The sequence below is a fragment of the Haloarchaeobius amylolyticus genome (assembly GCF_026616195.1).
In the GTDB taxonomy this organism is placed as follows: domain Archaea; phylum Halobacteriota; class Halobacteria; order Halobacteriales; family Natrialbaceae; genus Haloarchaeobius; species Haloarchaeobius amylolyticus.
Genome location: NZ_JANHDH010000001.1, coordinates 1504948 through 1524525, shown reverse-complemented (window position 1 = coordinate 1524525; position 19578 = coordinate 1504948). Strand labels below are relative to the sequence as shown.

24 protein-coding genes are annotated in these 19578 nt (G+C 67.8%); 9 read left to right on the top strand and 15 right to left on the bottom strand.

What is annotated here, in order from left to right:
* Positions 1–21 precede the first annotated feature (21 nt).
* A complete protein-coding gene (locus NOV86_RS07875; RefSeq protein ID WP_368408731.1) occupies positions 22–1917 on the bottom strand; it encodes a DEAD/DEAH box helicase family protein in 1896 nt (631 codons plus the stop codon).
* 254 nt (positions 1918–2171) lie between these two features.
* Positions 2172–2390, bottom strand: a complete 219-nt coding sequence (locus NOV86_RS07870; RefSeq protein WP_438266708.1) for a hypothetical protein — start codon at positions 2388–2390, stop codon at positions 2172–2174.
* Between the two features lie 104 nt (positions 2391–2494).
* Here NOV86_RS07870 and NOV86_RS07865 point away from each other — a divergent pair, with 104 nt between their 5' ends.
* Positions 2495–2632 (top strand): hypothetical protein, encoded by a 138-nt coding sequence (locus NOV86_RS07865; protein WP_267640792.1) that lies wholly within the window; start codon positions 2495–2497, stop codon positions 2630–2632.
* Positions 2633–2663: 31 nt separating this feature from the next.
* Here NOV86_RS07865 and NOV86_RS07860 read toward each other — a convergent pair whose 3' ends face one another.
* Positions 2664–3683: a phosphoribosylaminoimidazolesuccinocarboxamide synthase gene (locus NOV86_RS07860; RefSeq protein WP_267640791.1), complete on the bottom strand. Its 1020-nt coding sequence runs from the start codon at positions 3681–3683 to the stop codon at positions 2664–2666.
* Between the two features lie 185 nt (positions 3684–3868).
* On the opposite strand from NOV86_RS07860, the gene cofH reads away from it, so the two are divergent.
* The 3 genes from cofH (at position 3869) to NOV86_RS07845 (ending at position 6047) form a co-directional block, all read left to right on the top strand.
* Entirely contained in the window at positions 3869–5272 is a 1404-nt protein-coding gene (gene cofH / locus NOV86_RS07855) for a 7,8-didemethyl-8-hydroxy-5-deazariboflavin synthase subunit CofH (protein WP_267640790.1), read from the top strand.
* Positions 5273–5302: 30 nt separating this feature from the next.
* Positions 5303–5590 (top strand): hypothetical protein, encoded by a 288-nt coding sequence (locus NOV86_RS07850; protein ID WP_267640789.1) that lies wholly within the window; start codon positions 5303–5305, stop codon positions 5588–5590.
* A gap of 61 nt (positions 5591–5651) precedes the next feature.
* A complete protein-coding gene (locus tag NOV86_RS07845; protein ID WP_267640788.1) occupies positions 5652–6047 on the top strand; it encodes a DUF2267 domain-containing protein in 396 nt (131 codons plus the stop codon).
* Between the two features lies 1 nt (position 6048).
* Here the strand turns inward: NOV86_RS07845 and NOV86_RS07840 are convergent, their stop codons facing one another.
* From NOV86_RS07840 to NOV86_RS07810, 7 genes are all read right to left on the bottom strand, one after another.
* Positions 6049–6195, bottom strand: coding sequence for a DUF7557 family protein (locus NOV86_RS07840; protein ID WP_267640787.1), 147 nt, complete (start codon positions 6193–6195; stop codon positions 6049–6051).
* 52 nt (positions 6196–6247) lie between these two features.
* Positions 6248–6517 carry a winged helix DNA-binding protein gene (locus NOV86_RS07835; RefSeq protein ID WP_267640786.1) on the bottom strand — a complete coding sequence of 90 codons (270 nt, stop codon included), beginning with the start codon at positions 6515–6517 and terminating at the stop codon, positions 6248–6250.
* Positions 6518–6618: 101 nt separating this feature from the next.
* On the bottom strand, positions 6619–7761 hold the full coding sequence (gene cofG, locus NOV86_RS07830) for a 7,8-didemethyl-8-hydroxy-5-deazariboflavin synthase subunit CofG (protein WP_267640785.1): 1143 nt from the start codon (positions 7759–7761) through the stop codon (positions 6619–6621).
* A 147-nt stretch (positions 7762–7908) separates the two neighbouring features.
* A complete protein-coding gene (cofC, locus tag NOV86_RS07825) occupies positions 7909–8526 on the bottom strand; it encodes a 2-phospho-L-lactate guanylyltransferase (RefSeq protein WP_267640784.1) in 618 nt (205 codons plus the stop codon).
* 6 nt (positions 8527–8532) lie between these two features.
* Positions 8533–9348, bottom strand: a complete 816-nt coding sequence (locus NOV86_RS07820) for a DUF4398 domain-containing protein (RefSeq protein ID WP_267640783.1) — start codon at positions 9346–9348, stop codon at positions 8533–8535.
* Complete coding sequence (locus NOV86_RS07815) at positions 9326–10498, bottom strand: tubulin/FtsZ family protein (protein WP_267640782.1); 1173 nt, start codon at positions 10496–10498, stop codon at positions 9326–9328. The genes NOV86_RS07820 and NOV86_RS07815 overlap by 23 nt, the downstream gene beginning before the upstream one ends.
* Before the next feature lie 172 nt (positions 10499–10670).
* Positions 10671–11585: a complex I NDUFA9 subunit family protein gene (locus NOV86_RS07810; RefSeq protein ID WP_267640781.1), complete on the bottom strand. Its 915-nt coding sequence runs from the start codon at positions 11583–11585 to the stop codon at positions 10671–10673.
* Positions 11586–12145: 560 nt separating this feature from the next.
* Here NOV86_RS07810 and tmk point away from each other — a divergent pair.
* Positions 12146–12733: a dTMP kinase gene (tmk, locus tag NOV86_RS07805; protein ID WP_267640780.1), complete on the top strand. Its 588-nt coding sequence runs from the start codon at positions 12146–12148 to the stop codon at positions 12731–12733.
* A gap of 312 nt (positions 12734–13045) precedes the next feature.
* Positions 13046–13855: a DUF4397 domain-containing protein gene (locus NOV86_RS07800; protein WP_267640779.1), complete on the top strand. Its 810-nt coding sequence runs from the start codon at positions 13046–13048 to the stop codon at positions 13853–13855.
* Between the two features lie 56 nt (positions 13856–13911).
* Here the strand turns inward: NOV86_RS07800 and NOV86_RS07795 are convergent, their stop codons facing one another.
* Together NOV86_RS07795 and NOV86_RS07790 are read right to left on the bottom strand one after the other, a co-directional pair.
* Positions 13912–14364 carry a sigma-70 family RNA polymerase sigma factor family protein gene (locus tag NOV86_RS07795; protein ID WP_267640778.1) on the bottom strand — a complete coding sequence of 151 codons (453 nt, stop codon included), beginning with the start codon at positions 14362–14364 and terminating at the stop codon, positions 13912–13914.
* Between the two features lie 116 nt (positions 14365–14480).
* Positions 14481–14801, bottom strand: coding sequence for a DUF7991 family protein (locus tag NOV86_RS07790; protein WP_267640777.1), 321 nt, complete (start codon positions 14799–14801; stop codon positions 14481–14483).
* Between the two features lie 71 nt (positions 14802–14872).
* Between NOV86_RS07790 and pdhA the strand changes: the two genes are divergently transcribed.
* Positions 14873–15922, top strand: coding sequence for a pyruvate dehydrogenase (acetyl-transferring) E1 component subunit alpha (gene pdhA, locus NOV86_RS07785; protein ID WP_267640776.1), 1050 nt, complete (start codon positions 14873–14875; stop codon positions 15920–15922).
* Positions 15923–15947: 25 nt separating this feature from the next.
* Here pdhA and NOV86_RS07780 read toward each other — a convergent pair whose 3' ends face one another.
* The 3 genes from NOV86_RS07780 to NOV86_RS07770 form a co-directional block, all read right to left on the bottom strand.
* Positions 15948–16178 carry an Lrp/AsnC ligand binding domain-containing protein gene (locus tag NOV86_RS07780; RefSeq protein WP_267640775.1) on the bottom strand — a complete coding sequence of 77 codons (231 nt, stop codon included), beginning with the start codon at positions 16176–16178 and terminating at the stop codon, positions 15948–15950.
* A gap of 85 nt (positions 16179–16263) precedes the next feature.
* Positions 16264–16917, bottom strand: a complete 654-nt coding sequence (locus NOV86_RS07775) for a potassium channel family protein (RefSeq protein WP_267640774.1) — start codon at positions 16915–16917, stop codon at positions 16264–16266.
* 3 nt (positions 16918–16920) lie between these two features.
* Positions 16921–18375, bottom strand: coding sequence for an APC family permease (locus NOV86_RS07770; RefSeq protein WP_267640773.1), 1455 nt, complete (start codon positions 18373–18375; stop codon positions 16921–16923).
* A 270-nt stretch (positions 18376–18645) separates the two neighbouring features.
* Here NOV86_RS07770 and NOV86_RS07765 point away from each other — a divergent pair, with 270 nt between their 5' ends.
* Both NOV86_RS07765 and NOV86_RS07760 read left to right on the top strand, forming a co-directional pair.
* Complete coding sequence (locus tag NOV86_RS07765; protein ID WP_267640772.1) at positions 18646–19332, top strand: potassium channel family protein; 687 nt, start codon at positions 18646–18648, stop codon at positions 19330–19332.
* Positions 19333–19334: 2 nt separating this feature from the next.
* Entirely contained in the window at positions 19335–19568 is a 234-nt protein-coding gene (locus tag NOV86_RS07760; protein ID WP_267640771.1) for an Lrp/AsnC family transcriptional regulator, read from the top strand.
* Positions 19569–19578 lie beyond the last annotated feature (10 nt).

Sequence of the window (19578 nt, the reverse complement as noted above, 5' to 3'; positions counted from 1 at the left end):
CAAGCCCGACGACGCTGGCAATTATTCCACGGCCTCGGCCGGGCCGTCTCGGACCTTCACGCCCTTCGAGGCGAGGTGGCGGAGCTGGCGCTGGGCGAAGTCCTCCTCGGTGGTGCCCCGGGTCGCCAGCACGTACATCAGGGCGTTGCCCTCGGGGCGCATGGTCCGGCCGGCGCGCTGGGCACCCTGCCGGCGCGACCCGCCCAGCCCGGAGGCGACGATGGCCAACTCGGCGTCGGGCAGGTCGATGCCCTCGTCGCCGACCCGGGAGATGACGAGCACACGACGCTCGCCCCGGCGGAACTCGTCGAGCAGTCTGCGGCGCTCGGAGTGGCGCATCTCGCCGGAGATGAACGGGGCGTCCAGCGCCTCCGCGAGCAGTTCGCCCTGGTCGAGGTACTCCACGAAGACGAGCGCCTTCTTCTCGGGATGCTTCTCGAGCAGGTGGCGCGTCTCCTCGACCTTCGCGGGGTTCATCGACGCCAGCATGCGCTTCTCGTGGCCGGGGTCGGCGCTCGAATGCTCGTTCTTGGCGTCGTCGTCGGCCCACGGGACGTAGTGGATGTACACCTCGGGTTCCTGCACGTAGCCCGCCTCGAACAGGGCGTCCCAGTCGGTGCCGATGGGCGGGCCGATGAGCGTGAAGATGTCCTCCTCCCTGTCGTCCTCGCGGACCGGGGTCGCGGTCAGCCCGAGGCGATGCCGGGACTGGAGGTCCGCCGAGCGCCGGAACACCCGGCTCGGGACGTGGTGCACCTCGTCGTAGATGATGAGCCCCCACCGGCGCTGGTCGAACAGCTGGCGGTGGCGGTCCATCCCGGCCGTCTGGTAGGTCGCGATGGTCACGGGGCGGATCTGCTTCTCGCCGCCGTGGTACTCGCCGATCTGGTCCGCGGTCAGGGTGGTGTGGGTCTGTAGCTCCTCGCGCCACTGGCTGGCGAGTTCGCGCGAGGGGACGAGGATGAGGGTCTCGCCCTGCACCGCCGCCATCGCGCCCATCGCGGCGACCGTCTTCCCGCTACCGGGCGGCCCGACCATGATGCCGGCCTTCTGCTCTGCGAAGCGGTCGACCCAGGTCTGCTGGTAGTCCCGCAACGTCAGCAGCAACTCGACGGGCAACTCGTCGCCGGTCTCCAGGTCGCGCTCGTCCCTGACGGGGTAGCCCGCCTCGTACAGGATGCGCTTGATCTCGGCGACCTTCTCGTCGGCCACCCACGAGGTCGTGTCGTCGATGGGCGCCCGGAGGTGGGTCTCGTCGAGCTTCTGGCGGGCGACGTTGCCCATCAGGTTCTCACTGGCGGCTTCGAGGACGGTGTAGCCCTCCTCGTGGGTCGCGAGCACGAACTGGTTCGCGCGCTTCCACTGGTCCTCGACCCACTCCTCGAAGTGGGGGGACCGCTCCGGGATGACCTGCCGGATGGTCCGCATGAGCTTCTCGAAGTCGTCGTAGGGGGCCTGCCAGATGTCCTCCTGGCGGATCTCGTAGAGGTACCCACCGGACCGCGTCGTGTCGACGAGGTGGGCGAACTGCGAGCACTGCGCCCGGGTGAACTGCGTCGGCTGGTCCACGACGAGCCGGCGGCGGTTCGGGAAGAAGACGACGCGCTCGCGGTCGACCATCTCGGCCCAGTCGGTCGCGTACCACACCGTCGGGTCCGTCTCGACCGACTGGTGGGCCACGTCGCCCCGGCGCTCCAGCTGTTCGAGCGCCCGCAGGGCACGCTCCTGGGTGGTGTCGAGCTTGCGGGCGAGCTGGGTCGCCGTGATGACCGGCTGGCCGTGGGCCTCGAGGGCGTCGTAGAACCGGTTCACCGGCAGGTCGTCCGACCCGTCGGTCGGTTCCTCTCCGTCCGCTGGCTCCTCGGCCGGCGGAGACTCGTCCTCGGGCGGGGATGTGTCGGACTCGTCGGCTGTCACTGTCCCGTCGTTGTCGCCGGAGGGAGAAGGTGGTTTCGTCGTCGTCGTGCTCCCGACGAATCACCGGGGCCACGACGACCCGCGCCGCGGGCGCGTGGTCGTCGCCGGGGAAGGGCAGGCTGCGGTGCTGTGCGGTCGCGGTGCTGTGCGGTCGCGGTGCTGTGCGGTGGGTGGGGCCTTCTGGATGTCGTCGTCGCGAGGGTCGTCTGTGACGCTCACAGAGCCGATAAAACCGCCGACACACGTCTCACCGACTACTCCTCGTGCGTATCGATGTGATGGACTGCCTCCGGCGAGAGGAGCCGGCCGGTCGGTAACTCGACCCAGCCGTCGCCCCGTATCCGGACCGCGCCCTCGTGCAGGACGACCTCGCTCTCGCGGTCGGCGTACACGACGGCGTCGTCGTAGCGATGCTCGAACAGCTCCCGGAGACCGTCGAGGATGGGTTGCGCCGGGCCCATGGGGAATGCCATAGCGCCAGTTGTGCGCGATTGGTGATAGGTGTGGTGTCTGGAACGGTCGGCGGGGGCAGCCACGGAGGCCCAACCGATTTAGTGCCAGCAGCCGAACACGAACCATGGACTCCAACAGCCTCCCGATGGCCCTCGACCTCGACGTGTTCCCGAGGCTCCTCCGCCTGCTGTTCGTCGGCGTGGTCGTGCTGTTCGTCGCCCTCGTGGTCCTGTCGCTCATCATCGGTCTGCTGAGTGTCTGAAAAGCGGAATACGGACTCAGAACGGGCCGACTCAGAGCCGGCGGACGGCCCCGATGGCCGAGTCGATGGGCGGCGCGTCGAACAGTTCCAGCCCGGTGTAGGCGTTCGCGCCCGCGGTGTACATGTCGCTGGCGACCTGCAGCACGTCCTCGTCGAGGTGCTCGGGCTGGACCTCACAGAGTTCACGCCAGTCCGCGATGTTCTCGGCCTTCGCCCGCGCCTTCGCCTCGCCCACGGCTTCGACCCACTCGGGCTGGGTGCGCTTGTGGTACTGGCGGATGACCTCCTTGGATATCTGGGTGCCCTCGTAGCTGAAGCGGTTCTCGTCGAAGGTGCCGACCACGTCGGCGACGCGGACCTCGCCGTCGAAGTAGAGGCACTCTATCTTCCCGTCCTCGTGGGTGAGGCCGCCGGCGTCGGCCTGCTCCGTGACGATGCGGTTGACCTCGCGCGCGACCGATTCGAGGGCCTCGATGTCGGCGACGCCGGCGATCTCGTCGGCCTCCGCGCGGGTGAGGTAGCGGTCGGACTCCTCGTACTTCGTGGAGAACTCGACGATGGGCTCGTCGAGGTCGACGGGCTCGTCCGGCCAGCTCTCGAGGTCGAGGCCGTGGTCGGCCGGGTCGCTCCGGTCGCGCAGGCTGGAGCCGACGGGGACGCGGTTCCGGAAGACGATCTCCAGCGGGACGAGGTAGTTCTCGCCCGCCTCGGCGTGGAACGCGTCGTAGTCGTAGTCCCGGCCCTCGTGGGGCAGGTCGGGGACCTGCGTGAGGTCGATGGCCATCTCCCACGGCGGGCGCGAGGCCTCGCGCAGGGGGATTATCTCGCCGTCCTCGACGACGCCGCGGTAGTGCGTCGGGACGCCCTCCTCCTCGAGCAGTTCGAAGTTGAACGCGCCCATCGAACAGAGCGAGGCGCCCTTCTGTGGGATCTGGTCGGGCATCTTGCCCCAGTCGAAGACGGAGTAGTCGTCGGTGAAGACGAACGCGCCGAGGCCGAGTTCGTCGGCCGACGCCGGCTCCTCGATGCGGAACTCCTTGACGGACGTCACGGGGGACACCCCCGCACGCGAGTGCTCATGTTCGAACCCGCGAAGTGCGCCACCAAGAAGGTTTCACTACGCGCTCGCGACGGTGGGGTGGACCGACCCCGCGCCTCGCGTCGGCCCTTGCGGTACCGGCGCGTCCTTGCACGTCCCGCGACGTTTTTACGCCTCGAACGGGACCTTTAGGGATAATGACCAACCGGGGAACCTCTGCGGCCGACCTCCCGTCGGACGGGTTCGACTTCGCCCACGTGCCCGAGACGGACCAGTCGTTCGAGAACGCGCTGGCGACGGCCCGCGACGGCGAGCGACTGACGGTCGCAGACGGTATCGAACTCATCACGACGGGGACCGACGTCGACGGCATCGACCCGGTCCGCAAGGAGAAGGTCCTGCAGGCCGCCGACGAGCGCCGGCAGGACGTGGTCGGGGAGGAGGTCACCTTCGTCGCGAACCTGAACAACAACGTCACGACGGCCTGCAACACCGGCTGCCTGTTCTGCAACTTCAAGGACACTGCCCACACCTTCGAGGAGGACTACGACGGCCCGACCGGCGGCTTCACGAAGACGCCCGCCGAGTCCAGACAGGTCGTCGCGGACGCGGTCGACCGCGGCATCTACGAGGTCACCTCCGTCTCCGGCCTCCACCCGGCGTTCGCCCTCGACGCGGAGCACCACGAGATACTCCGCCAGTCGGACTGGAAAGAGACGAACTACAAGCCGCCCGAGCGCTACCGCACCGACCCCGGCACCTACGTCGAGCAGATGCGGGCCATGTCGGTCGACGACGTGCACCTGCACTCGATGACGCCGGAGGAGGCCTACCACGCCAGGCGCGGGACGGACTGGAGCTACGAGGACGTGTACCGGAAGCTCAAGGACGCAGGGCTCGACTCGGTGCCGGGAACCGCCGCCGAGATACTGGTCGACGAGGTGCGCGAGGTCATCTGCCCCGGGAAGATCGGCACCGACGACTGGCTGGAGGCGATGGAGGCCGCCGCCAACGTCGGCCTCGGGCTCACCGCGACCATCATGTACGGCCACGTCGACAACGCGGCCCACCGCGTCATGCACCTGAAGGAACTGCGCGACCTCCAGGAGCGCGTCGACGGCGCCATCACCGAGTTCGTCCCGCTCTCGTTCGTCCACGAGAACACGCCCCTGTACGAACACGGCGTCGTCACCGAGGGGGCGAGCCGGGCCGAGGACGAACTGATGATCGCGGTCGGGCGCCTCTTCCTCGACAACATCGAACACGTCCAGTCCTCGTGGGTGAAGTACGGCGACGAGCACGGGATGAAGATGCTCAACTGCGGCGCCGACGACTTCATGGGCACCATCCTCTCCGAGGAGATAACCAAGCGCGCCGGCGGCCAGTACGGCGAGTTCCGCACCTTCGACCGCTACGTCGAGATGGTCCGCGCCATCGGGCGGGTCCCGGTCGAGCGCTCGACCGACTACGAGCAGCGCCGCGTCATCGAGGGTGACGGCCCCTTCGGCCCCGAACTCGGGCCGCAGGCCGACGGGAGTCCCCTGCTCGCACCCGGCGAACTCCCCGAGACGGCCGGCGACGTGGCGAGTGCAGACGACTGACTTTTCCCGCGTGTCGCCCAAGGGTCGGGCATGAATACGCTCGCGCCGACCGACGCCGAAGACCAGTGGCGACTCCCCCGGCACGCCCACATCGTGGTCTACGAGCGCGAGGGCGGGCGCGGGTTGCTCACCATCTACGACTGCGCCGCGGCCCAGAAGCCGCCGTCGGCGCAGTTGCTCGGCGACCTCGGCAGCGTCCGGGCGGCCCACGAGGTCCAGCAGAACCCGACCGGCTACGTCGTCCGGATGCGCGAGGAGGCGGTGCTCGTCAGGCAGGGCGAGGACCACTGGGTCGTCAGGCTCGAACCCTCCGACTGAGGAATCTCGGCCGAAATCAAGGCTCGCCTCTTACGCCCAGACCGGTAATCTCGACGTGACCATGCAGTTCAGCGAGTTCCTCGGACAGGTACAGCATCGACTCTCACTCCCGGGCGAGGGCGAGGCGCTCCGGGCGACGCGGGCGACGCTCACCACGCTCGGCGAGCGCCTGCAGGCCGGCGAGGCGAACGACCTCGCCGCCTCGCTCCCGATGGAGATCGACCGCTTCCTGACGGCGGCCGAGCCGGGCCAGCGCTTCGACTTCGCGGAGTTCGTGACGCGGGTCGCCGAGCGCAGCGACACCGAGCCACAGGACGCCGTCTACCAGGCGAAGCAGGTCGTCGCGCTGGTGGCCGAGTCGGTCGCGCCCGGCGAACTGGCACAGGTCCGCGGCCAGCTCCCCGACGACTACGACCCGCTGTTCGAGTTCGTCGAACAGGAGCCGCCGAGCGCCTGACCTACTCGGAGTACCCCTCCTGGACGAACCGTGTGCTCTCGTAGATGTTGAGCAGCTCCTCGATGAGCTCCTGGTGGGTCTCGCCCTCCTCGAGGTGGTCGTCGAGGCGCGCTTTCAGTTCGTCGGAGAGTTCGATGGTGTGGGGCATGGTAGCCACTCACAGCTACGTCGCCGCCATGCAAGAAACGTCGGGATGATTTTCAGCGACCGGGGTCGCCGACCCGAACCGGCTCCCGGTCACGAAGCAGCACGCGAAGGCGCTGTTCGCCCTTGCTCGTGATGCTGTAGGTCTCCCCGTCGCGCGCCCGGACGAACCCGGCGCGTTCGAGGTGGTCGCACTGGTGGTCGAGTGGACCGGGGTCGCCACCGAGTGCGTAACACAGTTCGGCCACGTGCATCGACGAGACGGCGTCGAGCGCGCTCAGAATGGCTTTCTCGCTCGGGACGTTCGTCGTTGTACCTTCTCCCATCCCAGTCCGACATACGTGACCATCGGACATGAATCCGACTAGGAGTGCTATCGAGCGCTCGATAGCCCGGCAGGCAGTCGTCTCGCCACGCCGTCTCTCGGTCAGACGGTCGTCTCTCCATGCAGAACGGCCCGGTAGCGCCGACCCGCCGGCGTGTCGCCGGTCAGCGCCGCCCGGATGGGTTCGGAGAGCCAGCCGTCGCCGGGGGCCGGCTCGCCGTCGAAGTCGGCGGAGCGCAGGTCGGCCGGGAGGTAGCGTTCGTACACCGGGAGGCGCTCGCGCAGGGGCACCCCGGCCTCGTCGGCGATGTCGCGCAGTTCCCGCAGGGCCGGCCACTCGTAGTCCGGGTTGATGTAGTCGTCCGTCACCGGGGAGACGCCACCGAGGTCGTCGACACCACAGTCGAGCAGCTCGCGGGTCGGCGAGAGGTTCGGCGGCACCTGCACCGACACCTCCTCGGGCAGGGCGTACCGCGCCATCGCGACCACCCGGCGCATCGTCTCGACGTCGGGGCGCTCGTACCGCGAGCGCTCGTTCGGCACGACGTTCTGGACGATGACCTCCTGGATGTGGCCGTAGCGCTCGTGCAGGTCGCGGATGGCCAGCAGGCTCTCCGCGCGGTCGCGCCAGGCCTCGCCGATGCCGACGAGGATGCCGGTCGTGAAGGGGACCTGCAGTTCCCCGGCGTTCCGGAGCGTGTTCAGGCGCTGGCCCGGTTCCTTCACCCGCGGGCCCGCGTGGGCGTCCACGTCCGCGGTCGTCTCCAGCATCACACCCATGCTGGCGTTGTAGGGCGCGACCAGCGCCATCTGCTCGCGGGTCTGGTCGCCGGGGTTCGAGTGGGGCAACAGGCCCCTGTCGAGGGTGTGCTTACAGACCGCCCGCAGGTAGTCGTGGATGGAGTCGTAGCCCCAGGCGTCCAGTTGTGCGTGGATCTCCTCGTAGCGGTCGTCGGGGTCGTCGCCGAAGGTGAACAGCGCCTCGGTGCAACCGGCGTCCGCGCCGGTGTCCAGGGTCCCGTTCACGTCCTCGTCGTCCATCAGCGTCGCCTGTCCGGGCGGGTCGAAGAACGTACAGTAGGTGCAGGTGTACCGGCAGGCGGTCGTCAGCGGCAGGAAGACGTTGCGGGCGAAGGTGAGTTCGTCCGCGGGCTCGACGTCGGCGGGCGTGACCGAGAGCAACTCGGCTACCGCGTCCTCGTCGAACTGGAGGTCGATGTCGTACTCGGCGGCGCCCCGTATCACGACTGGGCGTGCGTGTTCGACCGAGAAAAACGTGTCTCAACCGGACCACGTCGAGAAAGCCAGAAGGGAGGTTTGGTGGATCGTCCCTACACGAGGCCTCGTGTACTCCAGACGACGAGCGCCCCGACTAAAGTGGTTCGGACGTCTTCAGTCGTCGACTCGGCTCACGTTCACCCGGCCGTTTCCGCGCTCGATTCGAAACCCGTGCTCGCGGAGCCAGCGCCGGGTCCGGCCGTCGCCGTGGACCAGCACCTCGACGAGGTCCCCCGGCTCGTCGACGTCGGTCGCGAGCCGGTGCGAGTCGACGACGGCCACCTCGGCCCCGACCTCGCTCGCGGCCTCGCGATGGTCGAGGTACGACGCGCCGTGGTAGTCGACCCGGAAGTCCGGGTGTCTGGCGACGAAGGCGTTCGTCCCGCCACCGCGTCCCGGCGCCAGCACCACGTCGCCGTCGGCCGCGAAGAGCCGGTCGAGACTGTCGGGCGTCGCCAGTGCGAGGTCTGCCATCACGACCGCGACCGACTCCTCGGTCTCGGCGAGCGCCGCGTTGACCGCCTCGGTCAGGGGCCGGTCGTCGACCGTCACGGGCACGGCCGCGTCGACCGGTTCGGTCGCGAGCAGTTCCGGCTCACGCCCCGTCTCGCGGAGGGTTGCGAGCACGTCCTCGCACATCACCCGGGCGAAGGCGCGCCGCTCCGCGTCGCTGAGTACTGGTGAGAGACGAGTCTTCGGCTGGTCGGGTGCGAACGGCACGAGAAGGCGCATGGCGACTCAGCCCAGGCGGCTGTAGTCGTCCTGTTGCTGCCGGTACCAGTAGAAGCCCCCACCGACGACCAGCAGCACGACGATGGCCGCACCGCCGTACAGCAGGAGCTGGTTGCGGCTCTCGGCCGACTCGGCGGCCTGCTCGGCGTTCTCGGCCTTGGAGACGGCGTTCTCGGCCTGCGAGACCGCGTTGTCGAAGCTCCCCTCGTTGTAGAACGCGACGGCCGTGTCGTAGTTCTCCTGTGCAGCCGAGACGTCGCCACCGGCGCTCTCCGCCTGGTCGATGGCGTCCTCGGCGCTCGCGATCGCCTCGCGTGCCTCCTTGCTACCCTCGGTGTAGTGGTGAGAGGTCTTCGTGGCGATCTCGTTCGAGGTGCCGCCCTCGCGGACCTGCGTCAGCTCCGCGACGACGAACGTCTCCTCCTCGGCGTAGCTGAAGTTCTCGACGTCGGGGACGGTCCCGGTCACCTCGACGGTGACCTGGTTGGCGTCGTTGGCCTCGGCGTCGATGTTCGAGTAGTTGAACGACTGCCCGTCGAAGGACTGGCTGTCGATCTGGTTCCCGGTGTCGGTGTCCGTGGTCGTCACGGTCCACGTGACGTCCTGCAGTTCCGTCTCACCGCGGAGGGTCCACGACGTGTAGTCGGGATTCTGGTACAGTTCCCCGAGCGTCACCGTCGCGGTGTAGTCGGAATCGACCTGACCCTCCGCCGGCACGTCCTCGCTGGCGACCTGCACAGCCGTGACTGTGCCGACCGCCGCGAGCGCGAGGATGGCCACTACCGCGAGCGTTGCCCACCTAGAAGAGTGGCTCGAGTTCATCCTCGTCATCTTCGACCAAGTTCTGTAAGTTCTCTTCGCTTTCCTCTCGGATGGAGTCGATGTTGTCCTGTGCCTCGATTGCGACCTGCTGGAGCTCCTTGATACGCGGGACGTTGTTCACGCCCGACAGGAGGATACAGGCCGCGACCTGCGGCTCGTTGAGCGGGTAGTCCCCGCCACGAACCTCCATCGAGCCGGTCTGCTCCTCGAGCCACTTCCGCCCGCGCTCGATGCCTTTGCGGTTGAGGTGCTTGGTCGGTCCCGCCATCACGAGGAGCGCACGCTCTGCGCCCTCGATCTCGCAGGGGAGGGTGAGTCGCCCGAGCGCGGCCTTGCGCACGAGCGAGGTGATACGGTTGGTCGTGTGTGCGGTGTCGACCTGGTCCTCCTCGCCGCCGGTGAAGCGCGAGAGGAGGCCACCGTTGTCCTCCATCTCGACCTCCTCGGTCGCGTAGCCCACGGTCGAGACGCCGCCGCCGGCGAGGGTGTTGATGATCTCGGAGGAGTCGACGACGCTCTCACCGACCTCGTCGCCGGCGCCGATCTCGCCGGCGCCGAAGAGGACGCCGAAGCGTCGGACGATCTCCTCGTTGATCTCGTCGTAGCCGCCCTCGACGGACTCGCCGGCCTTGCGCCAGGCGTCGTTGTCGAAGACGAGCAGGTTGTCTACCTCTCGGACGAAGGTCTGGAAGGAGCGCGCAGCGTTCAGCGTGTAGATGCCACCCTCGTCGGAGCCGGGCAGGACGCCCAGCCCGTAGACGGGGATGGTGTAGATACGCTTCAGGTGCTTCGCGAGGACGGGTGCGCCACCGCTACCGGTCCCACCGCCCATCCCGGCGACCACGAGGAAGGCGTCTACCTCGTGTGTCGGGATGGAGTCGATGGCACCCTGTACCTCGTCGATGTCCTCCTCGGCTACCTCCGCGCCGAGTTCGTTGTCGGCGCCCACGCCGTGCCCTTTGACGCGGGACTGACCGATGAGTACACGGTTCTCGTTCGGAATGTTGTCAAGGCCCATCAGGTCGGCTTTCGCCGTGTTGACAGCGATTGCGGCACGTATGATGCCGCTGTTCGTCCGTTCGTCGTACTCGACGAACCTGTCGACGATTTTCCCACCGGCCTGACCGAATCCTATCATCGCCAGTTTCATGGAAGGGGGTCTCCGTTGGATGAGAAGAATGGTATTATGGATATAAGCCTTTGGATGGTCTGATTCTCCAACAGATGTCACGAGCGGTCGAAAAAACGCCAGAGGTCGCTTCTCTACCCCGAACTAGTCGGCGAACCGTAATCCATTATTCAGTGACACTTCGGCGTTCTATTTAAGCGTGTGAGGCCGGAGCGTCGGTGGTCTGGGCCAGCCCGAGGTACTGCCGCAGGGTCCGCAACTCGGACGGGTCGACATCGAACGCGGTCACGTCGTTGTCGGAGACCGTATTGTCCATCTTCAGAGAGCGCGCCTGGTCCGGCCCGAAGGGAACGAAGGGGACCGGGCCGGCCACGGTCAGGCCCACCTTGGCCATCGCCATCGGGATGGGGAGGATGGTGATGGACTTGCCCTCGGCCTCGTAGGCGAGTTCGGTCACGTCCGCCAGCGTCAGCACGTCAGGGCCGCCGAGTTCGTAGGTCTGCCCGACGTGTTTCTCGTCCTCGACGGCGTCGGCCAGCATCGGGACGAGGTCGCCGACCCAGATGGGCTGGAACCGCGTCTTCCCGCCACCCGGGAGGCCGGTGACCACGGGCGTCGTGAGCTTCTTCGTGAACGAGATGAACTCGCCGCCGTCGCCGAAGACGACCGACGGCCGGAAGATGACGTACTCCAGCTCGGCGGACGTGACGATCTCCTCGGCCTGGCCCTTCGCCCGGATGTACGCCGTGGTCCCGTTCGGGTCGGCACCGAGTGCCGACATCTGGACGAGCTTGCCCACGTCGTGCTCCTCGCAGGCGCGCACGACATTCTCGGTCCCCTGTCGGTGGACGGAGTCGTGGCTCACGTTGCCCGATGGTTTGAACAGCGGCGAGAGTGCGACCAGGTTCACGGCCACGTCCTGTCCCTCGAAGGCGTCGACGATGGACTCGTAGGCGCTCACGTCGCCCATCACCGTGTTCACCGTGTTCGGCAGTCCCGCCTCGTCGGGGTGCCGGGCCAGCGCCGTCACCTCGTGACCGCGGTCGACGAGTTCTTCGCAGAGGCGCTGCCCGATGAAGCCGGTCCCACCAGCGACGATTACTTTCATATCTGATAGATGGTCCGGGGGTCGGATAAAGGCATCCCCAAACGGGGGCGGGCGTCGGGTGGCGAGGGGAGCGTGGACCGAAGAAGACCGGACCCACCACGTGGCGCGCGCTGGCGAGCGTGTCGAGTGAGGCACTTCGTGCCTCGAAGCGAACGGCGCAGCCGTGAGCAGACCGCGAGCCAGCGTCGTGCGAGGGGCGAGACGCACAGTGAAGCGGAGCAGCGCGGAGCGGAACGAGCATCGAAGTCGGCTGGGGAGGGCGTGGTGCGGGGCCGCGCTGTGCGGGCGGTTGCGGTCATCGACGCCAGCGGTATCGAACTGTCGTCTGGCGAACCACGGCCACACGACCATTCAAGTACCAGACGGCGGCCAGACCCGGCGTGCCCTGACGAGTCACCACGCGAGGCCCAGCGGTTGTACGGGCCAGCCTCGCGTCCCATCCCTTCTCCTGTTCCCACACGACGGTCCCGTCTGTCCGCCATCTACCCGCCTCCAGAGCCCCGACCGTCACCCCGCCCGGAGACGACAGACAGAAACCCCCTGCGCGGAAAGCCGTGGGTATGCTCGTCACGCTCGAGGGCCTCGACGGGAGCGGCAAGACGACCGTCTGGGAGGCGCTCCACGACACCTACCCCGACGCCACGTTCACACGCGAACCGACCACCTCGTGGTACGGTGAGTCGGTCGACCGCGCCATCGAGGACGACGACGCCGACCCGCTGGCCGAACTCTTCCTGTTCATCGCCGACCACGCCGACCACCTCTCTCGCGTCGTCCGGCCCGCACTCGCCGACGGCGACCTCGTCATCTCCGACCGGTTCTCCGACTCGCGGTACGCCTACCAGGGTGCGACTCTGGAGGGCGAGATCAAGCGCCCGATGGAGTACATCCGCGGCATCCACCAGCCGTTCACCGTCGAACCCGACGTGACCATCTACCTCGACGTCGACCCCCACACCGCCATGCAGCGCTCCGGCGCGACCAACAAGTTCGAGCAGTCGAAGTACCTCTCGAAGGTCCAGCAGAACTACGAGCAGCTCATCGAGTACCAGCCCGAGCGGTTCGTCCAGGTCGACGCGACCCGCTCGCCCGAGGAGGTCCTGGAGTCCGTCGAGGAGGTCTTCGAGGCGATTCTCGAGGAGGAGTAGTCGCTCTCGCACACGCCCGCAGCCGACTGCTCGCACTCTGGCCGCGCCCTGAATCCGGTGGGAAGTGTTAGATTTCTATCTGCTGTCGTGGAGGTGTTGTCTTGCTGACTGGATGGGCGATGGACCGCCCCTAACTGGTTCTGTAGTTGTGGGCTGACCGAGGACTCCCTCGGCCTGATTCACCTGCTTCACGCCTCGAACCGGTGTTCTGGTTGGATTCCTATCACTCTCTGTGCAGCAACCGCACCCGGTACCTGACTGGTTAGGGAATCAGTTCAATTCGGTGAGGTTCTCAGTGTGGGTTGGGTTAACATGACAGGAACCTCCCGTCGGTCTGTCCTGCAAGGTATCGGTGCTGGAACAGCGCTGCTCGTCGGTGGCACCACGGCCGCGATGGCGGACGACCACCCGGCTGCCGAGGGTGGTGACGAGGCCGGCCTACGGGTCGCACACGCCTCCCCGGACGCGCCCGCGGTGGACGTGCTCGTGGACGGCGCGGTCGCGGTCCCGGGACTGGCGTTCGGCATGGTGACTGACTACCTGGAGGTCCCCGCTGGCGAGTACGAGGTGGCGGTCAACGTCGCCGACACGGACACGACGGTGTTCGGGCCGGTCACGCTCGAACTCGGGGCGGAGGACTACACCGCCGTGGCCAACGGCGAGGTCACGAGCGACGACACCGAGTTCACCGTCTCCGTCTTCGAGGACACGAACGGCGCCAACATCGGCGACGACGAGGTACGCCTCCGGGCGGTCCACGCCTCGCCCGACGCGCCGACCGTCGACGTGACGGTCGACGACGGCGCGCTGACGGTCTTCGACGACGTCTCCTTCGGCGAGTCCAGCGGGTACACCGTCGTTCCCGCCGGGACGTACGAGGTCGAGGTCCGGCCGGGCGACGGGAGCGCTCCGGTGTTCGAGGTTCCCGGCGTCGAGCTCGCCGGCGGAAGCACCTACACCGCCTTCGCGGTCGGCTACCTGACCCCGGACGACGAGCCGACCGACGAAGCGTTCACGCTGCTCCTGATCGAGGACGCGAGTGCGCCCCCGCGCGGCGGCCCCGGTCGGGGTTCTGGTCCTGGCCGTGGTCGCGGCCGCGGCCGTGGCGGGCCCGGTAACTGACCGGGCTCGGACGGTCGCCGCCGACGCTGTCGGTCCTGCCGCCGAATCCACGGGTATCACGCCGAGCCGTCACCCTCACCTCCCGTGGGCTGTTCCATCTCCTGCAACCGACCGACGACCCGCCGAGCGTCCGCCACCTTCTCGCGGCCCCGCCGCTGCAGGTTGTCGACGTTCGACGGCGTGGTCTCCATCGCGTCGGCAGCCAGCTGCCGGTCGACACCCACCACGTCCCGGAGGAGATACGCGAGTGCCTGTCGCTCGGTGAGTGTCTCGCCGGCGAGCGCATCGGCGACGTCCTCGGCGGCGTCGACCAGCGACTCCGGGGCCGCGAACTGGACGGTCCAGTCCCCGCAGTTGAGGCAGGTCGCCCGGACCTCGTCTTGCAGTTTCTCGACCTCGTACGTCGTCGCGTACCCGCAGAGGGAGCAGGTGAACGACCGCTCGACACGCTCTGTGAACGGCTCCGAGGGGCCCTCGTCTGTGGTCGATTCTGGTGCGTCCTCGGACATTGCATCTGAACTGATGCAAGCCAGCTGCGTAAGTGTTTGCACAGGATTCGGTGCAACTCCCGTCTCGACGGGAGCCTACTCGACGAGGATGTGCTCTGGTCCTGTCTCCCGGGCGGTCACCGCATCGTATCCGGCAACTCCATCTCGTCCGGCGCCGGCATCCAGAAGAAGTCGACGGTGACGCCGAGGACGAGGGGGAGCGCGATGCTCACGAGGAGGGCGAGCTGCGTCGACCCGAGGTTCGTGCCGAGCTGGAGGACGCCGGAGATGAGCAGCGTCGTCCCGAACAGGAGGACGGGCGTGATGAGCGCGACGTAGACGATCGGGCCCCAGTCGGTGTCCAGGCGCTGCCGGAAGAACCGTGTCGAGACGGCCGCGATGGCCGTGTTGACCAGCACGAGCACCAGGAGACCGATGACGCCCACGAGTGAGACCATACGCCCCCTAGGGAACCGACGGCCTTTGACGTATCGGAACGGCTTTCAAGTGGGCAAGTTTTGCACAGCACATGCATCGAGTCATCGGAGAACGCGACCTCTCGGACACCCCCTTCTCCCCCGACGAGGCTCGCGCACTCTACCGCGACATGGTTCGTGCCCGTCGCTTCGACGAGCGAGCACTGGCGCTCCAGCGCCGCGGGTGGATGAGTGGCTACCCGCCGTACAAGGGCCAGGAGGCCTCGCAGGTCGGTGCCGCCCACGCGATGGCGGCCGAGGACTGGCTGTTCCCGACCTACCGCTCGAACGCCATGCAGATCGCCCGTGGCGTCCCGATGAGCGACATCCTGCGGTTCCGCCGCGGCCAGCCGGAGTACACGTCGGACCACGACGTGCCGAACTTCCCGCAGGCGGTCCCCATCGCGACCCAGATCCCCCACGCCACGGGGGCGGGCATGGCGATGAACTACGAGGACGACGACGGTGCCGTCCTCTGTTACTTCGGCGACGGCGCGACCTCCGAGGGCGACTTCCACGAGGGCCTGAACTTCGCCGGCGTGTTCGAGACGCCGACGGTCTTCTTCTGCGAGAACAACAACTGGGCCATCTCGCTCCCCCGGCGCAGGCAGACCGCGGCGGCCTCCATCGCCGACCGCGCCGAGGCCTACGGGTTCAACGGCGGGCAGGTCGACGGGAACGACCCGCTGGCGGTCAGGGAGTTCGTCCAGAGCGCACTCGCCTCCGCCCGCGAGGGGAACCCGGTGCTGGTCGAGAGCCTGACCTACCGGCAGGGCGCGCACACGACCAGCGACGACCCCTCGCGCTACCGCGAGGACGAGGACGAGGACCTGCCCGAGTGGCGGACCCGCGACCCGCTGGAGCGCTACGAGGAGTACCTCCGCGAGCAGGAGGTCATCACGGACGAGTACGTCGAGACCATCGCCGACGAGGTCGAGGAGGAACTCTCGGAGGCGGTCGAGCGGGCCGAATCCGGTGAGCCGGCGGACCCCGACGAGGTCTTCGACTCGGTGTACGCGGAGATGCCCGAGAAACTCGAGCGACAGCGCGACTGGCTGCGCGCGTTCACCGCCGAGTACGACGTGCAGGAACTGGAGCACTGAGACCGGCCGGTGGCCGGAGCCCCGGTCACTGCAGACAGATGTAGGTCTTCGTATCGGCGATGCCGTCTAGCTTCTGTAGCTCGCCGACGACCGTGTGGAGGACGTCGTAGACCTCCTCCGTGTCCACCTCGGTGATGATGTCGAAGTTGCCGGCGACGATGTGCGCCTCGCCGACCGCCCCGAGGCTGCGGATCGAGTCGAGGAGTTCTTCGGACTTTCCGGCGGCCGTCTTGACCATGATGAACGCGTGAACCATTCGTGCTGTGGTACTCTCTGTCATGGCAAAAACTTTGCCCTGTTTCACCCCCGATTTCGACGGAAGACGTGGCGGTGCGCCCGGTTCAGCCGCGCAGCAGGTTCATCACTTCGTCGGCCACGTCGGGTTCGACCGCGACGATGTAGCGCTTGCCCGGCGTGAGGGTGGTGTCCGGGCGTGCGACGCTGTCCCCGTCGTCGTTCGAGATGACCAGCGTCCCGGACGGGAACCGGACGTTCTCGAGCTGTTTCCCGGCTGCCGGCGCGCCCTCGACGACCCGGATCTGCATGATGTCGAGGGTCCCTGTGACGTCGGCCAGGGTCTGGACGTCGCTCCCGAGTATCTCGTTGACGGCGGTCCGGGCCCCCGCTCGCTCGGGGAAGGTGATCGCGTCGACGAACCGGGTGTAGGACTCCTTCTCGGCGCTGTCGATGCGTGATACGGTGCGGATGCCGGGCGACAGTTCCTTGGCCTCCATGCAGACGGCGAGGTTCAGCCCCGCCTCCCCGGTCAGGCCGGCGACCACGTCGGCCCTGTCGACGCCGGCCTGTTCGAGGACCGACGGGTTCGCGGCGTCGCCGCTGATGACGGTCGCGAGGTACTCCTCGGACAGGGCGTCACATACCGCCTGGTCGCGTTCGATGATGGTGACGTCGTGTCCGTGGTCGTGGAGCATCCTGGCTGTCTGTAGGCCGACGCGTCCGCCGCCCGCGACGATTACGGTGAGTTTCTCTGTCATGTCTCAGTCGTCCTCCGGAGTGACCGTCTCGGTGTCGGTCGATGCCGACCGGGTGCGCCGGTCGGTCCGCAGTGAGTTCAGCACGAGGTAGGCGAGGCCGCCGGCGACGAGCCAGCCGACGCTGAGCACGAGCGCCAGTGGGTCGGTCCGGACGAGGTACTCGACCAGGACCCCGGTGAGCAGCAGGTTCAGCACGATGCCCAGGAGGGGCGGGATTGGGTAGTACGGGAGTTCGTAGGGGCGGTTCATGTCCGGGCGCTCCCGCCGGAGCCGGATGACCGAGGCGTTGACCACCACGAACGAGAGCAGGAAGAACAGGCTCGACATGTTCCCCGCGCTCTTGGTCGGGAGCGCCACGGACCCGAGCATCACCACGGCGCTGGCGAGGATGGCGACGAACGGCGTCCCGAACCGGTAGTGCAGGTGCCCGACCGACCGGAGCAACTGCCCCTCCCGACCCATCGAGAACGCCACCCGCGAGGAGGCGATGACGACCGCGTTCAGCGCCGTCAGCGTCGAGAAGACGGCCCCGAAGACGATGATGGCGCCACCGTTCCTGATGACGGGCAGTCCCGTGGGCATGAACTGGGTCGCCGCCTCCGCGATGCCGGCCTCGCCGGCCGCCGCCAGCCCGTTCGCGCCGAGGGTCCCGACCGCGACGCCGACGACGGCGAGGTACACCACGACGGTCGCGGCCAGGCTGAGGAAGATGGCCTTCGGGATGTTCTCGCGGGGGTTCTGGACCTCCTCGGTGACGGTCGTGATGAGGTCGTACCCCTCGAAGGCGATGAACGTGAGCCCCATCGCGGGCAGGATGTCGAGGGCCGTCCGGCCGCCGGGGAACAGCGGCTGGAACTCGGCGGTCGCGAACATCGGCGAGGTCGCCCCGAAGCCGACGAAGACGAGCAGGATGGTGACCTTCGTGATGGTGAAGATCGTCTCGACGCTCCCGCTGGCGGCGGTCGAGACGGCGTTCAGGCTGACGAGCGCGAGGACTGCGAGGAACGCCAGTCCGACGGCCGCGGGGACCTCCACCCCGACCACCGGGAGCGAGACCGCCCCGACCGCGTCCGGCGGCGGGACGATGCCGTAGACGTGCAGGAGTTCGAGGAAGTTCGGCGCGAACCCGAGCGCGTACAGGCCGCCAGCGATCATGTACGCGAACCAGAGCATCCACCCCATCAGGAACGACGGGAGGTCGCTGAACACCTCCCGGACGAAGGCGTAGCCGCCCCCGCTCTTCGGGATGGACGAGGCGAGTTCGGCGTAGGACAGCCCGGTGAAGGCCGTCACGGCGCCGTTCAGTGCGAACACGACGATGGCGGCGGGGCCGGCGATCTCGGCGGCCAGCCCCGTGAGCACGAAGATGCCTGCCCCGATCATCGCACCCATCCCTATCATCGTCGCGTCGAGCAGTCCGAGTTCGGCCTCAGGTGCGCGTTCGCCGTGACTACTCATCGGTGGTGGTTCCCCCCCGCCGACGCTGGCGCCGCGACCCGGTATCGCGTGCCCCGCCGACGGTGTTCACGTATCGACCCGGTTGCTGTCGGAACGATATCATCTCGAATGGTGGACTGCCACAAAAACCCACGGGGTCGTCACAACACCGCTGGAATCCGGTCGGTGGCTGCGGCCAGCACCAGCGCCCGGAGGAGTCTCCACGCCGCACGGCGTTCTGGAGCGGGCACCGGGGTAAGTTATTCAAGGGGGGTGAGCGTACACAGTGATATGCGGTTCGTTATCATAGGCGCAGGTCGAGTCGGACTCCGTACGGCTCGTGTCCTTCGCGACGAAGGACACGAGGTGACGCTCATCGAGCCCGACGAGCGGAAGGTCAAGCGCGCCCGCGACCAGGACTTCACGGTCGTCGAGGGCGACGGGTCCCGCGAGGACGTCCTCGAGGAGGCGGGCGTCGCCGACGCCGACGCGGTCGGCGCACTCACGGGGGACCTCAACACGAACTTCGCGGCGTGCATGATCGCCGACCACCACGGGGCCCGGACGGTCATGCGCATCGACGAGGACTACCGCGAGGACATCTACCGGAAGTACGCCGAGGCGGTCGACGAGGTCGTCTACCCCGAACGGCTGGGGGCCATCGGTGCGAAGAACGCGATGCTCGGGGGCGATACCCGGGCGATCGCCGACATCGCCCAGAACCTCCAGCTGGTCGAACTCACCGTCACGGAGGAGTCCCCGATGAAGGGCTACTCCATCGCCGAGGTGGAACTGCCGAAGACGGCCACCATGATCGCCTTCGGCAAGCAGGGAGAGCCCATGGAGATCCCCGACCCGGACCAGTCGCTCGAACTCGGGGACCGCGTCGTCGTCCTCGCGGACTTCGACGTGCTCGGCGACGTCCGGCAACTCATCGTGGGTGACGCGAGCCGCGCCGCACCCGCAGGAGGTATCTGACGATGGCAGTCACAGCCTACATCATGATCAAGGCGAACACGGGCGAGGCGGACAGGCTCAGAGACAACATCCAGAGCATCGAGGGCGTCGAATCCGCCTACATCGTCGCCGGCGACGTCGACGTCATCGCGAAGGTCCACGTCGAGACACCCGGCGAGGTCAAGGACATCGCGGCCACCCAGATACAGGGCATCCGCGGCGTCGAGGACACCCAGACCTACATCGCGATGGACTGACCGGCCGAGC

What these genes read in the sequence shown, in the direction of transcription:
- NOV86_RS07795 (WP_267640778.1), bottom strand. Translation starts at nt 14,364, where the DNA reads ATGTCCGAGGACGCACCAGAATCGACCACAGACGAGGGCCCCTCGGAG.
- NOV86_RS07865 (WP_267640792.1), top strand. Translation starts at nt 2,495, where the DNA reads ATGGACTCCAACAGCCTCCCGATGGCCCTCGACCTCGACGTGTTCCCG.
- NOV86_RS07790 (WP_267640777.1), bottom strand. Translation starts at nt 14,801, where the DNA reads ATGGTCTCACTCGTGGGCGTCATCGGTCTCCTGGTGCTCGTGCTGGTC.
- NOV86_RS07810 (WP_267640781.1), bottom strand. Translation starts at nt 11,585, where the DNA reads ATGAAAGTAATCGTCGCTGGTGGGACCGGCTTCATCGGGCAGCGCCTC.
- cofH (WP_267640790.1), top strand. Translation starts at nt 3,869, where the DNA reads ATGACCAACCGGGGAACCTCTGCGGCCGACCTCCCGTCGGACGGGTTC.
- NOV86_RS07770 (WP_267640773.1), bottom strand. Translation starts at nt 18,375, where the DNA reads ATGAGTAGTCACGGCGAACGCGCACCTGAGGCCGAACTCGGACTGCTC.
- NOV86_RS07820 (WP_267640783.1), bottom strand. Translation starts at nt 9,348, where the DNA reads ATGAACTCGAGCCACTCTTCTAGGTGGGCAACGCTCGCGGTAGTGGCC.
- NOV86_RS07815 (WP_267640782.1), bottom strand. Translation starts at nt 10,498, where the DNA reads ATGAAACTGGCGATGATAGGATTCGGTCAGGCCGGTGGGAAAATCGTC.
- NOV86_RS07775 (WP_267640774.1), bottom strand. Translation starts at nt 16,917, where the DNA reads ATGACAGAGAAACTCACCGTAATCGTCGCGGGCGGCGGACGCGTCGGC.
- NOV86_RS07850 (WP_267640789.1), top strand. Translation starts at nt 5,303, where the DNA reads ATGAATACGCTCGCGCCGACCGACGCCGAAGACCAGTGGCGACTCCCC.
- NOV86_RS07765 (WP_267640772.1), top strand. Translation starts at nt 18,646, where the DNA reads ATGCGGTTCGTTATCATAGGCGCAGGTCGAGTCGGACTCCGTACGGCT.
- NOV86_RS07845 (WP_267640788.1), top strand. Translation starts at nt 5,652, where the DNA reads ATGCAGTTCAGCGAGTTCCTCGGACAGGTACAGCATCGACTCTCACTC.
- NOV86_RS07835 (WP_267640786.1), bottom strand. Translation starts at nt 6,517, where the DNA reads ATGGGAGAAGGTACAACGACGAACGTCCCGAGCGAGAAAGCCATTCTG.
- NOV86_RS07780 (WP_267640775.1), bottom strand. Translation starts at nt 16,178, where the DNA reads ATGGTTCACGCGTTCATCATGGTCAAGACGGCCGCCGGAAAGTCCGAA.
- pdhA (WP_267640776.1), top strand. Translation starts at nt 14,873, where the DNA reads ATGCATCGAGTCATCGGAGAACGCGACCTCTCGGACACCCCCTTCTCC.
- NOV86_RS07800 (WP_267640779.1), top strand. Translation starts at nt 13,046, where the DNA reads ATGACAGGAACCTCCCGTCGGTCTGTCCTGCAAGGTATCGGTGCTGGA.
- tmk (WP_267640780.1), top strand. Translation starts at nt 12,146, where the DNA reads ATGCTCGTCACGCTCGAGGGCCTCGACGGGAGCGGCAAGACGACCGTC.
- cofC (WP_267640784.1), bottom strand. Translation starts at nt 8,526, where the DNA reads ATGCGCCTTCTCGTGCCGTTCGCACCCGACCAGCCGAAGACTCGTCTC.
- NOV86_RS07760 (WP_267640771.1), top strand. Translation starts at nt 19,335, where the DNA reads ATGGCAGTCACAGCCTACATCATGATCAAGGCGAACACGGGCGAGGCG.
- NOV86_RS07840 (WP_267640787.1), bottom strand. Translation starts at nt 6,195, where the DNA reads ATGCCCCACACCATCGAACTCTCCGACGAACTGAAAGCGCGCCTCGAC.
- NOV86_RS07870 (WP_438266708.1), bottom strand. Translation starts at nt 2,390, where the DNA reads ATGGCATTCCCCATGGGCCCGGCGCAACCCATCCTCGACGGTCTCCGG.